Origin of the sequence: Maribacter aurantiacus (genome assembly GCF_005780245.1) — a bacterium.
Classification (GTDB): Bacteria; Bacteroidota; Bacteroidia; order Flavobacteriales; family Flavobacteriaceae; genus Maribacter; species Maribacter flavus.
Genome location: NZ_VBUK01000001.1, coordinates 1,182,444 through 1,197,775, shown reverse-complemented (window position 1 = coordinate 1,197,775; position 15,332 = coordinate 1,182,444). Strand labels below are relative to the sequence as shown.

Annotated in this window: 12 protein-coding genes; 3 read left to right on the top strand and 9 right to left on the bottom strand. The window is 42.1% G+C overall.

The features are described from left to right. Positions 1-2: 2 nt before the first annotated feature. The 3 genes from FEK29_RS05080 to FEK29_RS05070 all read right to left on the bottom strand — a co-directional run bounded on the left by FEK29_RS05080 (position 3) and on the right by FEK29_RS05070 (position 2,182). Entirely contained in the window at positions 3-848 is an 846-nt protein-coding gene (locus tag FEK29_RS05080) for a glucosaminidase domain-containing protein (protein ID WP_240042662.1), read from the bottom strand. An 86-nt stretch (positions 849-934) separates the two neighbouring features. After that, positions 935-1,840 carry a 1-aminocyclopropane-1-carboxylate deaminase/D-cysteine desulfhydrase gene (locus tag FEK29_RS05075; protein WP_138257282.1) on the bottom strand — a complete coding sequence of 302 codons (906 nt, stop codon included), beginning with the start codon at positions 1,838-1,840 and terminating at the stop codon, positions 935-937. A gap of 9 nt (positions 1,841-1,849) precedes the next feature. Beyond that, entirely contained in the window at positions 1,850-2,182 is a 333-nt protein-coding gene (locus FEK29_RS05070; protein ID WP_138257281.1) for a hypothetical protein, read from the bottom strand. Between the two features lie 229 nt (positions 2,183-2,411). Between FEK29_RS05070 and FEK29_RS17900 the strand changes: the two genes are divergently transcribed. Further along, positions 2,412-2,570 carry a DUF5522 domain-containing protein gene (locus FEK29_RS17900; RefSeq protein WP_161595316.1) on the top strand — a complete coding sequence of 53 codons (159 nt, stop codon included), beginning with the start codon at positions 2,412-2,414 and terminating at the stop codon, positions 2,568-2,570. 71 nt (positions 2,571-2,641) lie between these two features. Next, a complete protein-coding gene (locus FEK29_RS05065; RefSeq protein ID WP_138257280.1) occupies positions 2,642-3,226 on the top strand; it encodes a DUF4136 domain-containing protein in 585 nt (194 codons plus the stop codon). 112 nt (positions 3,227-3,338) lie between these two features. On the opposite strand, the gene FEK29_RS05060 is transcribed toward FEK29_RS05065, so the two are convergent. Then, positions 3,339-3,803 (bottom strand): Lrp/AsnC family transcriptional regulator, encoded by a 465-nt coding sequence (locus FEK29_RS05060; RefSeq protein ID WP_240042661.1) that lies wholly within the window; start codon positions 3,801-3,803, stop codon positions 3,339-3,341. Between the two features lie 172 nt (positions 3,804-3,975). On the opposite strand from FEK29_RS05060, the gene FEK29_RS05055 reads away from it, so the two are divergent. Then, positions 3,976-5,727, top strand: a complete 1,752-nt coding sequence (locus FEK29_RS05055; protein ID WP_138257278.1) for an aromatic amino acid hydroxylase — start codon at positions 3,976-3,978, stop codon at positions 5,725-5,727. A gap of 147 nt (positions 5,728-5,874) precedes the next feature. Here the strand turns inward: FEK29_RS05055 and FEK29_RS05050 are convergent, their stop codons facing one another. The 5 genes from FEK29_RS05050 to FEK29_RS05030 form a co-directional block, all read right to left on the bottom strand. Beyond that, positions 5,875-6,765 carry a PorP/SprF family type IX secretion system membrane protein gene (locus FEK29_RS05050; RefSeq protein ID WP_138257277.1) on the bottom strand — a complete coding sequence of 297 codons (891 nt, stop codon included), beginning with the start codon at positions 6,763-6,765 and terminating at the stop codon, positions 5,875-5,877. An 18-nt stretch (positions 6,766-6,783) separates the two neighbouring features. Beyond that, a complete protein-coding gene (locus FEK29_RS05045) occupies positions 6,784-11,889 on the bottom strand; it encodes a T9SS type B sorting domain-containing protein (RefSeq protein ID WP_161595315.1) in 5,106 nt (1,701 codons plus the stop codon). 850 nt (positions 11,890-12,739) lie between these two features. Next, on the bottom strand, positions 12,740-13,351 hold the full coding sequence (locus FEK29_RS05040) for a DUF4230 domain-containing protein (RefSeq protein WP_138257275.1): 612 nt from the start codon (positions 13,349-13,351) through the stop codon (positions 12,740-12,742). After that, a complete protein-coding gene (locus FEK29_RS05035) occupies positions 13,348-14,319 on the bottom strand; it encodes a GSCFA domain-containing protein (RefSeq protein ID WP_138257274.1) in 972 nt (323 codons plus the stop codon). The genes FEK29_RS05040 and FEK29_RS05035 overlap by 4 nt, the downstream gene beginning before the upstream one ends. 77 nt (positions 14,320-14,396) lie before the next feature. Next, positions 14,397-15,254 carry a tetratricopeptide repeat protein gene (locus tag FEK29_RS05030; protein WP_138257273.1) on the bottom strand — a complete coding sequence of 286 codons (858 nt, stop codon included), beginning with the start codon at positions 15,252-15,254 and terminating at the stop codon, positions 14,397-14,399. Positions 15,255-15,332 lie beyond the last annotated feature (78 nt).

Genomic DNA, 15,332 nt, shown 5'->3' with positions numbered 1-15,332 from the left:
TTCTATCTATTTACGGAGGTGGACTTTACCAAGAGCTTTTGGCCAATGGACAGACCGGAGTCCCTTAAATTGTTCATGCGCATCAATTCGTCCACGGAAACATAGTATCTTTTTGAAAGGGAATACAGGGTGTCCCCTTTTTTCACAATATGAACGGCTTCACCTTCGGTAAGAACCACACGATCTTCGTCCTGGCCCGTATCCAAAACACCTCCGTCATATTTATATAGCTGATGTTTTTCTATCAAATAAATCAGTTTCTGAGGATAACGCTTATCCGTTGCATAACCCGCCTTTCTAAGACCGTGGGCCCACTTGCGATAGTCCGTTACCTTATAATCAAAAAGAAACGCGTACCGACTCCGAGTGGTCAAAAATATACTATGGTCCCTGAAGGAATACATGGGATGATTGTATTTTCTAAAACATTCGCCCTTGGCATCGTCATCGTGGAAATCATAGTCTCCCTGCCATCCGGTATGGCATTTTATACCAAAATGATTGTTGGTCTTCATGGCCAATTCCCCTTTACCATAGCCACTTTCCAAGAGCCCTTGGGCCAAGGTGATGCTGGCGGGAATTCCATAGGCCTTCATTTCCAGTTGGGCGATTTCTGAAAAAGTAGCGATGTATTCATCAATAGTTTCAATCCGAAACTTTACGAACTCACCCGAATCCTCTGGCATGCTCGGGTCCCTATTTGCAGCTGCCCTTGAGGATGTTCCTTGGCCTCTTCTACTTTCGGCTTGCACCTGTTGGGTACGGTTTTTATCGGATAAAGATTTCTTGGATTTACACCCAACAACCCCAACGAGCAACAAAAAGAGTATTACAATTTTCCTTCTCAAAATAAAATTAAGTTCAATTTTTTTAGGTTTAAACATTGTTCTTCATAGAAGTAGTAAGCTTGCCGTACAAAATCCCCAAAGGAGGGTCATACATCCAACAAAGGTAAATTTTTCTTATGCAACACAAGGTTCATTCCAAAAATGCCCTGCAAGCCTCCGGTATGTATGGCCAAGATTCGCGTTCCCGGTGCAAAATTATCATTCCTTACCATATCCAACAACCCGTACATCATTTTTCCCGTATACACGGGGTCAAGGGGGATGCCCGTTTGTTGTTTAAACCGATTAATAAAATGTACCAATTCTTCATTTATCTTGGCATATCCACCAAAGTGATACGTTGGGTTCAAGCTCCAATTCTCCTTTCTGGACAGCTTTTTTAATTCGGTCGATAGAAAATCGCCCTTTAAAACAGGGAACCCCAAAACTTGCTGATTATTGCCCGACGCATTGATCAACCCCGCCATAGTACCACCTGTACCTACGCAAACACAGATAAAATCGAATTCCGTATCCGATGGATTAAGGATTTCCTCACACCCCTTTATGGCCAAGTCGTTGGTTCCCCCTTCGGGTATTGGGTAGAAATCCCCAAATTCATTTCGCAAGGAAATTAAAAACTCCAGTTCGTCTCGCTGTCTGTAAATTTCCCTGGAAACGAATTTGAAACGCATCCCATTTTCATGGGCCCGCTTTAGAGTAGGGTTTTCAAGCCACGTATGCAGAAGTTCCTCACCTCGAATGATTCCAATGGCTTCCAAATTGGCGATTTTGGCTGCTGCCGAAGTAGCAGCGATGTGATTGGAAAAAGCCCCGCCGAAGGTCACAATCTTAGTGTGTCCAGATTCTTGGGCCTTTACTATATTGTATTTGAGCTTTCTAAATTTATTTCCTGAAATGAACGGATGTATCAAATCCTCACGCTTTATGGCAAGAACAACCTGCTTTTCCCTTAGAATTGGGAGTTTTACGTATTGATTTTCAACCTGCAAATTGATGTATTACTTATAAAAAAAGTATTTCATAAAAGTATAGGGCCTTCTATTCTCCAAATAATCCGGTTTATGCTCGTTCCTATATGCTTCACGTTCAAAACTTAGATTTTGGTAGGCCTTGTAGGTATCCAAATAGTACAGTGATCGAATTGCCCATTCAAATACATATAGCACGTAAAACGGAATTATCAAAAGTTCCCGTTGTTGTCTTAAGTGAATTTTTTCATGATTGATCAAGTCCTTGTCGTTCTTGAGTGTATCATGTTTTAAAATAATGAATGGCCAAAGGGAGAGCCCCACATAGTTTTTATAAAAGAAGTGTTTAAAAACCAATATCATAGACCTAATTGTTCTATTCCAATCAAAGATACTTGTAAAAAATAAGGATTAAAAGGATGTCCTTTGATGTTGCCAACAATTGTACCGTTTTCCCAACCTATGCTAAATCTCCGTTAAACAAGGACATTTAAACCGTAAAGGTCACAGGTTATCAACAGAATTATTTTAATTTTATTCTAGATTGGACAACAAATTTGGGAGTTTTGAGGGTTGCATTTTAACGCATTTGATGAAAAAAATTATTCCGATAGAAGATGGCGATTTTTATTGGTCGGACGAAGGTTATAGGGTTTTTACACGACAGTATCACCTAAAGCGGGGCTACTGCTGCGAGAGTGGTTGCAGACACTGTCCGTATGGATACGACCCCAAAACGAACCGACAATAATCGGTTCTTCGGCATGATTTTTGAAGCTATTTTACAAAGAAATAATTCCATAAACAGATAAATCGATTGCTATGAAAAACTTAAAATTTCTATTGCTGATACTATTGGGATTGGTGTTCTTGAGCTCCTGTTCTTCGGTTCGGGTACTTTCGGACTACAACCAAGAAGCCAATTTTAACGAATATAAATCCTATGCCTTTTATAAAACAGGAATCGATAAGGCCCAAATATCCGATTTGGACAAAAAGAGAATCCTGTATGCCATTGAGGACGAAATGGCCTCAAGAGGTTTCGTAAAATCTGAAAATCCTGATTTATTGATCAGCATTTTTACAAAGGAAGAGGAACGCGTTGATGTCTACAACAACAACTTTGGTTGGGGTTGGGGCGGCGCCTGGGGCTGGGGACCTGCTTGGGCCTGGGGTCCAGGTTGGGGCTGGGGCTGGGGAGGCTGGGGCCCGAATGTTAGCACCCGGACCCAAGGTTCCCTCTACATAGACCTTATAGACACTAAAAACAGGGAACTGGTATGGCAAGGAAAAGGCGAAGGCACACTGGCCAATACGAAGAACATTGAAAAGAAAGAACAGCGCATCAAGGAGTTTGTTTCACAGATTTTGGAACAATATCCGCCCAACTCCGTGGCCGTTCGATAGGAATTATTTCTTTGGAAAATCCATGCCCTTTCCTGTAAGTGAAAGGGCTTTTTTTATGAAGTGATTTAAAATTTTTGGATTGAAGCGAAAATTGAAAAAGCTTAAACCACTTCTATAATAAAGGAAAGTGCTGACTATTCTTCGCCTCGTTCAGCACAAAGGCACTTTTTACAGCCCCGATATTCGGTAAGGTAGCAATCCTCGTTTTTGCAAAATCATAATAGGCATCCAAGCTTCTTACGGTTATCTTCAGCAAAAAATCAAATTCTCCACCCACCACATAACATTCCGTTACTTCATTAAAGAGTGAAACGTTTTCCAAAAAATCGTCCATAAGACTTCCTTTTTGGGCATCCAAGGAAACAAAACTGAAAACCGTAATGCTAGGTTCAATTTTAGAGGTATCCAACACGGCCTTGTAATTCTTTATAAAACCCTCGGATTCGAGCCTTTTTATACGCTCGTATACAGGAGTTTTTGTCATTCCCAATTGGTCGGCAATCGTTTTGGCCACGGTTTTGGCATCCTTTTCCAAGATTTTTAAAATCTGTCTGTCAATGGTATCCAGTTTTTCCATGATATTTTTTCCTTTTGTTGATGGTTCTCCATGCATCAAAAACCAACAATTTCCTATAATGATAACAAATAAAGGGAATATTCACGTAGATAATAAATTTTAACAGCTACTTAAACCTATATATACTAATTTTATTAGTACCCGGTATAAGAACTCGTTAAGATAGAATACCATGAATTACGAAAGCAATCCCATACTGGACAAACTGCCCAAACATTTAAAGCAGTACATAAAACCACAACATTATGAGCACTACACGGCCATCAATCAGGCGGTTTGGCGGTACGTAATGCGAAAGAATGTGGATTATCTCAGTACCGTTGCCCATGAATCCTACACACAAGGTTTAAAGAGAACTGGGATTTCCATAGAAAGTATTCCCAATATGTACGGCATGAACCGTATTTTAAAAGACTTGGGCTGGGCAGCGGTCGCCGTGGATGGTTTTATTCCTCCGGCAGCTTTTATGGAATTTCAGGCATATAATGTTTTGGTGATTGCTTCGGACATCCGGCAACTGGAAAACATTGAATACACCCCCGCGCCGGACATCATCCACGAAGGAGCGGGACATGCACCCATAATTGCCAATCCAGAATATGCCGCTTACCTAAGAAGATTTGGGGAAATTGGTAGCAAGGCCATCTCGAACGCCAAGGATTTTGAACTGTACCAAGCTGTTAGACGCTTGTCCATCATCAAGGAAGCCAAAGGATCGGCAAAGGAAGAAATAGAGAAAGCTGAAAAACGTGTGGACGAACTCCAACAAAATATGGGTGAACCCAGTGAAATGGCACTGATACGGAACCTGCATTGGTGGACCGTTGAATATGGCCTAATAGGTGCTCTAGAAAATCCGAAAATCTACGGGGCCGGGCTCCTATCGAGTATTGGGGAGAGTGCCTGGTGTATGACGGACAAGGTTAAAAAAGTACCTTACTCAATAGAAGCGGCACATACTCCCTTTGACATTACCCAACCACAACCACAACTTTATGTGACACCCGATTTCGCATTTTTAAGCCAAGTATTGGAAGATTTTGCCAACACGATGGCTCTTAGGACCGGAGGTCTGAGCGGAATTCAAAAGTTAATCGATTCCAAGGATTTGGGAACCATAGAGCTTAGTACGGGACTACAGGTATCCGGTAATTTTGTAAGTGTCATTTCACACAATGGCGAGCCTATTTATTTTCAGACCAAAGGAAAATCGGCCTTAGCATACAGGGAAAAGGAGTTGGTGGGTCAGGATACCATGCAGCATGAATCAGGGTTTGGATCTCCTGTTGGCAGGTTAAAAGGCATCAATATTGCCATTGAGGATATGAGCCCACGGGATTTAAAGGCCTACGCTATATATGAAGGAAATACGGTTACATTAGATTTTGAAGGCGGCATTAGTGTACATGGAAAAATCGTAACCGGCACCCGAAACCTGCAAGGACAAATTATCCTGATTACCCTTGAAAATTGTCAAGTTACGTATAACGGAAAGGTGTTGTTCGAGTCCAATGATTCTCTTTACAATATGGCCATTGGGGAAAGAATCGTTTCCGCTTTTCATGGCCCTGCGGATGTGAAAAGTTTCGACTTACTGGACCATCAATTGAGCAGTTCCATCTCCGAGACCGATAACAGCAAAGCTGATGAATTGGAAAGTCTATACCAGCAAATACGCGATTTTAGAAACGGAAAGAACACCACAATCTCCAGAAATAAGGTATTCCAGCAATTAAAGGAAAAATATCCTACTGACTGGTTGCTCTCCGTAGAACTCTATGAATTGGCGATGGGTAACCATGACCAGGGTTTTGCAAAGGAGATAAAGCAGTATTTGGAATCCATAAAAATGGAAAATCCCAAGCTGGGACATCTGATCGATGACGGCATTGCGCTGACCGACGCCCAATTCATTGAAAAATAAACTACCTCAGAACAAATTTACGAGACATTCGTAAGAAACGAACTTTTTGTTTCGAAGTAAGCTTCGGGTTATTAAACCTGTTGGCGGGGCCAATAAAAAAAGCCCTTGACCAAAGATCAAGGGCCTTTAAGGAAAACACCAAACTAATTATAACAAAAATCTCATAAAAACCTCATGTGTTCCCTGCTCAAGACCATCGATAGGTCGCTGCCAGGCGTTCTCATAGGCATAGCCCAATTGGAATCCGTTGGAAACCTTAAAGAGAAAAAGTCCGCTTATGCTTTCATTATACCGATATCCGGCACCAAGGGTAAATCTCTCTGCTAGGTCCAAAAGACCTGTAAGTTCATAGGAAAGCGGAGATGCATCTACATATCTAATCATACCCAAGGCCTGCAATTTGGTACTTCCACCCAAAAGGAAATCGTAACCACCTCCAAGATAAGCGTGCATCCTGTCGGCGCCAAGAAATGCATTTCCATTGGCTTCCTGAAGCCTATCAGGTGTCAAAATCTTTGGCGCGGAGAGAGATATAAAATACTTTTCATTTTTTAGATAGATACCAGCACCTACGTTCGGTGTAAAACGGCTTTCAAAGTTCATCAACGATCCGTCCTGACCAACGCCGTAGGTCAAAAGACCTTGGGTATTGGCATCGTAGGAGTTAGCGCTTGCCTTTAGTCCAAAATACAACTGGTTATCTTCATCAAGGTCGATGTGGTAGGAAAAGTCCACCGCCATCCATGTTTGGGTCTCAATAAAGGTTTTGTCATTTAGGATGCTAACGCCTAAACCGACCTTATTGCCCACGGGCATACCAAAAATGGCACTCTGGCTTTCTGGGGCGCCTTCGATGCCCGCCCATTGGCTCCTGAGCCCAAGAACAAACTCCACACCTTCTGAACTTCCTGCAAATGCGGGATTGTAAATGTTCATGTTATACCGATAAAAGGTGTAATTTGGATCCTGTTGACTCCAAGCCCTAACTGAAGAAAGCAGCACGAACAGGACAATAATTGAATTTATAATTCGTATCATTTTTACTTTTTTAATTTGTTAATAATTGATGAACAACCATCCTTGGATGGGTTTTGAACCATCGCCCAAGTCTATGACATACATATAGGACCCTGAAGGGAGTTTCTCACGGTTGTCCTTGTAAAAACCCTCCCAGTTATTTTTATAGGAGTGTATGGCGAATACTTCGTGTCCCCATCTGTTGAAGACTTTCACCACGTTGTTGGGGTAGTTGTCGATTCCTGGTATGATCCAAGCATCGTTGTTACCGTCGCCGTTGGGCGTAAAAGCCTGGGCAGGTACCAATAATGGTTCTTCGTCCGTTGGGAATGCGTCATCGAAATCGGAAACTTCGTCGTTCTTTTCATCTTCGTCCATGGTATCGGGAATACCATCACCATCGGTATCCAAGGGTTTACTTGACGCATCTGTTGGATCTGTTCCTTCAATAAGTTCTACCTCATCAGAATATCCATCGTCGTCATTATCTGTATCCGCATTGTCGCCAATACCGTCTCCATCGGTATCGGTATCCTCGGATGGATCTTTTGGGAAGTCATCCTCTGAATCTGGAGTACCATCATTGTCGTCATCAGGATCGTTGGTATCACCAATACCATCGTTATCGGTATCCAAATCATAAAAAGTACCATTCACAAACCCTAGGGGCAAGGAAAGGTTTCCAGCAGCATCACGGGCAATACCATAATTCTCGTTAAAGAATACCAATTCTCCCGGAATCAATGGGGTAACTTGGATATTGTAGACCAAGCCCTGGCTTACTTCCTCAAGGGCTCCAATATCGGCCATGGGCTGTCCATTTCCGTTTGGAGTTATTATGACTGGATTTGGTGCCAGGTCGTAAACTGGTTCCGAAAACTGGAGCTGCATGGTAAACGGACCAAAGTATAGGTTTTCAGCGATGGCCAAACTTGGTTCTGGCGCAGTAGTATCAATGGTCACAGTGCTCCCGTCCGTGGTTGTCGTTGAAACGATTCGTTCCCTATTTGGATTTAGCGTTACGCTCAGGGTCACGGCTCCCTCATCATCATTACCGTCCACTGTTATCCATGCTCGATAGGTGTTGATATCCACCGCTGTTGCGGCGGTTACCATTATCGTACTACCCATAAACTGGATGGCAGCTTCTTCTATTTCGCGATTGGTGACTAGTTCCACATATACCCTGTCCCCCACTTTGGCCAAATGGTCACGTGGATTGTCCGAATATAGGGTCAAGGACTCTATTTCAATTGCTTCGAGTTCATGGTTGGTGTTGACCACTTGTGCTTCCGGGTTGCCCAAATTATCTTGATAAACCAAGGTAACATTATAGGCAACACCGTTGACAAGTTCGTTATGACTTGATGATACCACTTCTGCGACCGCTGCCAAATCCTGCACATCCAGGATAAAATTGTTCTGTTGTCCAGCAATCGGATCTGCCAATTGTAGGGTAATGGGCGTGTTCGGATCTTCCACAGCATCAAAAATCAAACGGACGCTATTGGCCAGTGGGGCCTCGGGAAGCGTATAGCTGAGCATCAGTTGGTCATAACTACTTCCATTATCCGCAGGAGAAGGCATTATGGGAGGCTCCGTCTTGGTATCCTTCTGTATGGTATCCGTGGAAGCACTCCCCTGGTTTCCTGCAACATCGATCAACATAACCGATAAGGTTATGGTTCCGTCACCCAAACCGCTAAGATCAATACCAGTAACCTGTTCGGTGGCAGTAGCTATGATACCGGAACCTGTAATTGTTTCCCCACCCCCATCACTACTTATCGTATAATTGTAGCTAGAACCTACCTCTGCCATGGCAAAGGTAAATGATATAGCATCGTCATTATCTGAAATAATGGGGTCTTGATCTATGGAGACGGTATAGCCTTCGGGGGCCGTATCGTCAACATCCGTTACCGTAATGGCAATGGCCAGATGAGTCAGGTTATCGCTCATACCACCATCATCCGCAGTTACCGTAAGTTCATAGACATTATCCGAATTAACATCCATCGGGTTCTCAAAATCGGCCGCTACGTTAAAGTGCAGCACCCCGGTATTGGCATCTATGGTGAACAAAGCGGCGTCGATTCCATTGATACTATAGGTAACATGGGTATCGGCTGCTCCTCCATCCCCATCCGTAGCATCAAAGTCGGCAACGGCCGTCGTGTTCTCAACAGTGCTATAAGCTGTAGGGGTACCTATACCATACGCATATATCATGTCGTTTTGGTTGCCTACCAGATAGAATGTGGTCCCGTTGGCATTAAATGCAAGACCCGTGGACCAGCTATCCTGTCCGCCTATAGGCAATGTGCTGCCCGAGGCGGAAGCCGTTGAAAGGTCATAGGGAGTCCCTAGGTTATATTCGTGCACCGCACTACTTCCGTAACCGACCACAAATAACTTGCTGCCGTCTTCGTTGAATACAACTCCACCAGGATTGGTTTCCTCTGCCGATACATTGAGTGAGGTGGTATAACTTGCTGTTGAAACATCAAAATTGGTGGCCAAAGCATATTCGTGGACCGAATCACTGACTTCACCAACCACGTAAAGCTTACTTCCTGTGGCATTGAAGGTAAGTCCACTAGGGGAAGTTTCTTGCCCGTTGACACTCAATCTTTCACCAAATCCTTGGTCCACGGCCGTACTCAGGTCGAATGCCGTACTTAGATGGTATTCATGAACCGCATCTATACTTGAACCAGTGACAAATAAACGGGTGCCGTCAGAGCTAAAGGCAAAACCTGTTCCATTGCCTGCAACTGTCAAGCTTTGTACCACACTGGCCGTAGCTACATCATAAGGTATTGTTAAATCATATTCAAATAACTGGTCGCTGCCCGCATTGGTCATCACAAATAACTTTGTGCCAGTGGCATTAAAGGCCATATCCATCGGGGATGACATCTCGTTACTTACATCAAAGGTGGCAGTAACATCCAGATATTGCGCTATGGAAATATCATAGGCATCACCAAAACTAGGAGGATTATTCTCATAGATATCCGTCACTTGTAACCGTAACGGATGATTTGTGCTTCCATCCGAATCGGTGGCTATTACAGTCAGTTCGTACATATTATCGGCATTGGTGTCCAAAGGGTTCTCAAAATCAGGTGCGCTTTGAAACCGTAAAACCCCTGTAGCCGCATCGATACTGAATAGATCGTTATCCCCGCCACTAGCAAGGTCATAGGTAATCCCAATATCGGCAGCACCCCCGTCGCCATCATTGGCATCTGCATCAACAACTGGAGTTGTTGCATTTTCCTCAAAGGTGAGCGGGGCCACTCCCAAATCGAATTCAAATACTTGGGACTGCCCATAATTCAATACAAATAATTTATCCCTATCCGTACTGAAAAAGATATCCGTCGGCCTATTGGGCTGAGCCAGCACCAGACCGTTATTAGGTTGTAATGTTGCCGTAGTGATATCATAAGGAACACCAAGATCGTAGCCTATGATATAGTTGGCATCATTATACCCTCCTATATACATTTGGTTACCATTGGAATTGAAGGAAATACCATAAATACTCTGACTGAACCTAGCTGACAAATCGATGCTACCTAAGCTGGAAGCACTTGAAACGAGAAAGGGCGTGCTCAACTCAAACTGTAAAACGGTTTCATCATGATTGACTATGTACAATCTGGTACCGTCGGGATTAAAGTCCAATCCATATACGTATACATTTCCAAAAGTGGTAACATCGAGACTATCCATACCGATGGTCGCTGTGGATAGATCAAAAGCCTCGGCTAGATCATAGGCGTAAATTGTCCTAGTGGCGCCGCTGTAGACATATAATTTAGATCCATTATCATTAAATGCCAATCCCATGGGATATAGACCATTGCCCGAAACATCCAATTCAAAATGAAAGGATGCCGTGGTAATATCAAATGGGGTGGAGAGCACATATTCGGTAATTAGATTATCATCGAACCCCAATGAAAACATTCGTGTACCGTCCGTGGAAAATTCAAGACCTAATTTTCTAAAGGTGCTTGTATTGGCATTTAAGTTAAAACTCGCGGAACTGGTGGCCCCCGCTACATCTTCCAGGGGCTGGGGCGCAGTGAAGATAGGGGGATTGGGCGGCGCAGAAACCGTCAATTGGTATTCGGCCCCATAGCTTGTCCCTACGCCATTGGTGGCAAAAGTCCGCACGTAATAGGTACCGGGCTCCAAGGCAGGTGTATCTACTGAAAACGTACCAGCTCCACTGCCTTGGCTTACTTTGTTTTGGGCAAGGGTAGGCTCCGTAGCCGTTCCATATACCAAGCCCCTGTCCGTTACCGTACTGCCATTTTCATCGGTAACCTCACCTGCAACCGTAATCACACTTCCATTCAGCGAGGCATTCGTTGTAACCACAACAGGGTTGCCTTCAGTCACAACGGTTCCCCCTCCCTCCAGTTGAATGGAATAATTATCAAAATGTGATACGCGCTGCCCGGAAAAGCTGAAGTAACTATAGATAGCCGAAGCCGACGTAATACTGGTATTGGCCATTCCATTCAATTCAAAAATAGCATCCGCTTCCGTAGGTCGGATAAGGCTGCCATCTTGATTGGCCGACCATATCTCAACCCTAAGGTCGTACGCAGTAATGGATGACCTTTCGATAGTAAAGACAACCCTATACCAGTCATCAGGTGAACCGTTGTTCAATAGGTCATTTATGCCGCTCGACTTCACAGCGGTTATGGAACCAGAGCTTCCGCTTCCCCAGCTTCCGCTGTAATCTGTGGTACCATTATGAAATACAAAACCACCGCCATGAACGGAAATTCCAAGGGCATCATTTGGTCTGTATGGATGGGCACTACCGGGTGCCGGGGAGGCTGGCGCAAAGCCCAATCCACTGTAACCGCTATTGTAGACACTTTTCACAAAACTCTCAAAAGTATATCGGCTGCCGACCGGTCCAAGACTATAGCCATCCTTTGTAGTAAAAATCGCGTTGGTTGAAACACTCCCCACGGTTATCGAGCCAGAGTTCCCTATCCCTCCCGAAGTGGATTCGGATACGTTGGCGACATCTGGTCCAGATTCATTAAAAACTGTGTTTAGTTGACCAGCGGTATTAAAGTTATAGGTTACAGTGGTTTGTGCATTCAATGCACACGGAATCAATAAAATATAAAGTGCACTAACAGAAAAAATTATTTTTCTTCTAATTTCAAAGTTTTGTAAATCCAAAAACAATGATTCTAATACGAATGGAAATTTTTTAGATTTGGTTGTTTTTTTCATGATTTTTTAAGATTTCTTTAAGTCAATTTTACTCCTCTATAAATAGGCCAAATAGAATGACCCAAAAACGGCTCAGGCTTCTATTCTTTTAGGGGTAACATTTAGTTTTGAGAAGGGTTTATTGATAATAGTTCTTGTTAGAAAAGCCTTATGGTTGTTTTTAGTATTATCTTATCTAATGTAATCTTGGCCATAGTTAAATATTCCCATCCTGTAATCCCCTAATGGGAGTAGAGCTACAAATCCAGACAATTTTCTCCTTTCAAGTGCATATTGATTAGATTCTAGATTTTGATTGTAGTGCTGTACTGTAAGCTATAATTGAATATTTTCACCAAATAAAATAAGGTATTAAGGTTTTGGTTCATAAAATTGCAGTGGGCACTTATGTGCGTTCAAATAGCACAAAAAAAGTATTGCAAATAGAAATTGTCTTGAATGGAATAGTTTGGTCACACATAATTATTTATTAAGAATTTTCTTATTTCAAAGAGAAAGTTTCTTAAATAATCAGAAAAATAAATGTTGTATAACCGTCTTTAATAATTGTAAATAATAAATATTTGTAAGTTTTTTCTTATTTATAAATTTGATTTGTCTTCAAATATGAATGATAAGACTCCTTTTCAAGTGAAGAAAAAAACCTGAACTACTGGAACGAGCAAAGTTGCCCCATGAAGCAACCTATACTCATGGTTAGACCTATACCGAAAATTTAGGGCAATATTGAGAAGTCACTGGGAGAATCAATGTTCCTATCTCCATAAACCAAATTCCAGCCCAAACTATTGGTAAGTACATATATTTTTTGAAGCTCGCTCAACAATCTGTTTTGGGCATTGGTCTTCAAAGTAGAAGCCTCCACTTTCTTTAAAAGGGAATTACGCACATTGCGTTTAATGGTGTTATAGTCTCCTGCGTCAAAGGGATTCAGATAATCGGCAGTGACATCGTAATATTCAAAATCTGGGTTCAGCTTGATTTCGGGTTCCGGGATACTGGTTATTTTGAGGGTTTTATTGGGTTCGTCCAGCTCAAAGGTAACCTTGCTCAAGTCATAGGAGATGCTCACAGCGGCATTTACTACCACCAATGCTTTCTTATCCGCTGTAAGCAAAGGGCCAAAAAGCTCTTTTGAATCCTTGTAATTATACACTTCTGCAAAGTGACCTTCGGTAACAATGAGCTTGGAAACATTTTCAATTTGGGTTTGTATAAGCATGGAATTCTCCTCCAAAATAGCTTTGGAGGTCTTTTCGTCCTTGCAGGACCTGATGATGAAAACTACCGCCAAAGTTATCAGCACGCCGGCTAAAAAACGTTTCATGAAGAAGAATTTTCAAAATTCATAAAGGGATATCTCTGTTTAATATACGCAATTTTTTGGTCGAGGGATTTTAGGAATTTCTGATGCGCCTCCGATTTTTCATCGAAGGGTCTGTGCGCCAAGCCTTTTTGGATTTCTTCTACCTTCGCCATCGCCTCACCTACTTCCTCCGAAATCCAAACGCTTCTAAATTTCTCCCAGATATAGTCGATGGCCAACACATTGGGGTGTACCATATCCTCTTTATAAAAACGATAGTCCCTAAGTTCATCCATCATGATTTCGTAGCTGGGGAAATAAAGCCCCCTAGCCCCCAAAGGGGGAACTCCAACCGTTGCGTGTATGGCTGATATGAGTACCGATTTACTTCGTTGGTTTTTAATAAAACCATCCTTTAAATGGCGTACGGGGGAGATGGAAAATATAATCTGTGCTTCTGGGTTTACGGCTTTGATACTGTTAACGGTAGCGGTTATGGAGGTAACTATCTCATTTTCTTTCAGCAGTGTTTTTTGAAATTCGCGTTGGGGCACTTTATGGCAGTTGGCCACTAGAATATTTTTTTCTAAATGCCGATAGACCCAAGCGGTGCCCAAGGTAATCGCAATGTGGGATGCTTCACTTACGTATTTGTTGGTCTCCAATACCGCCGAATTCAAACGCTCCAAAAGTACCTCCTTGTTACTTGAACTCAGTTCCGAATGTGCCTCAAAACATTGCCAACGTCCCTGGAACTGAAAAATATCCCTTTCCGTGTATTGATATTTGTCGACCGCTTTTTTGACAAGATTTTCAATGGCCAGGGGATGAAATAAAATACCAAAGGGGTTTTGCAAAACCGGAAACTTGAAATACGCCAATTTATCCCCCATATTCTGGGAAAAACAAGACCCTAACATCAATATCTTGCTGGAATAATCTATAGGATTATTTGCTTTTGATAAAGGTATTTGTGTCTGGAGTTTCATTTTCTATAGTTTGATTTCCAATAGTTTGATCAGTATTGGAGACTCCAAAGGTTTTAAAAACCTTTGGGGTCTTTTTACTACTTATTGTTACCGGCCAAAGGACTCAGTTTATGAAAGACCTGGTAGGGATATATTACATAATATACTTGATCCTCGTTTATAGTATTTTCCCTGTTTTCCTTTGCCATTCTTAAAGCAAGTTCCGCCTCGTCTTTATTTCCCATTTTATAGTGAGAAATTCCTTTATAGTAAAGTGCATCACCAAAATTTGTATATACTTTCAAACTCGTATCAAAAAATTCTACTGCTGATTCATACTCTTTTAACTCATAGGCAGCTACCCCTAAATAAAACCAATCCAGATAATGGCATGCCTCTTCGGGAGGTTCGTTCGGAAAATCTTTAAACTGCTGGTCCCTACTTCGAATTAGAAAGTCTTTTGCTTTTATAAATTGGTTCAATTGTAGGTAGCTAATCCCAATATAGAAATTGTATGTGTGGTCCATTACATAGCGGTCACCAAATTTATTCTTAGCCTCCAAAAACTCTAGAATGGATTCCTCATACTCTTTTGAGAACAAACATTTCACGAATGCGCTGTAATCCAAATACTTGACCGAATCATATAGGACGGCCTTCGCTAAGAAAGGTTTGCCCAATGAATATTTTCTTTCCTTATATAGGGGCATTGCCTTTTGCTGCCAGATGTAGGCGGTATCTGGCTTAATCAACAAAATGGAATCAAGATATTTTTGTCTTTCTTGGGAATATACCCCTGATTGATTCGCTTTTGACCAATAGTCCTGAATTCTTAGTGAATCTTCATTAGAAATAGGTGGTGATTTCTCGTAAACGGATTTTTCTTTGTTTTTGGAAATAGGCTCTGAACAAGATGAAAGCAGCAGAAGAAAAACAATCAGAATCTCATATTTCATTTATTTATTTTTTATAGGAAGATTATACTGAGCATTCTATTATTATTTTCCAATCTTTTCCATGCCCCCAAAGGTTTT

What these genes read in the sequence shown, in the direction of transcription:
- FEK29_RS05030 (WP_138257273.1), bottom strand. Translation starts at nt 15,254, where the DNA reads ATGAAATATGAGATTCTGATTGTTTTTCTTCTGCTGCTTTCATCTTGT.
- FEK29_RS05070 (WP_138257281.1), bottom strand. Translation starts at nt 2,182, where the DNA reads ATGATATTGGTTTTTAAACACTTCTTTTATAAAAACTATGTGGGGCTC.
- FEK29_RS17900 (WP_161595316.1), top strand. Translation starts at nt 2,412, where the DNA reads ATGAAAAAAATTATTCCGATAGAAGATGGCGATTTTTATTGGTCGGAC.
- FEK29_RS05050 (WP_138257277.1), bottom strand. Translation starts at nt 6,765, where the DNA reads ATGATACGAATTATAAATTCAATTATTGTCCTGTTCGTGCTGCTTTCT.
- FEK29_RS05060 (WP_240042661.1), bottom strand. Translation starts at nt 3,803, where the DNA reads ATGGAAAAACTGGATACCATTGACAGACAGATTTTAAAAATCTTGGAA.
- FEK29_RS05055 (WP_138257278.1), top strand. Translation starts at nt 3,976, where the DNA reads ATGAATTACGAAAGCAATCCCATACTGGACAAACTGCCCAAACATTTA.
- FEK29_RS05040 (WP_138257275.1), bottom strand. Translation starts at nt 13,351, where the DNA reads ATGAAACGTTTTTTAGCCGGCGTGCTGATAACTTTGGCGGTAGTTTTC.
- FEK29_RS05065 (WP_138257280.1), top strand. Translation starts at nt 2,642, where the DNA reads ATGAAAAACTTAAAATTTCTATTGCTGATACTATTGGGATTGGTGTTC.
- FEK29_RS05035 (WP_138257274.1), bottom strand. Translation starts at nt 14,319, where the DNA reads ATGAAACTCCAGACACAAATACCTTTATCAAAAGCAAATAATCCTATA.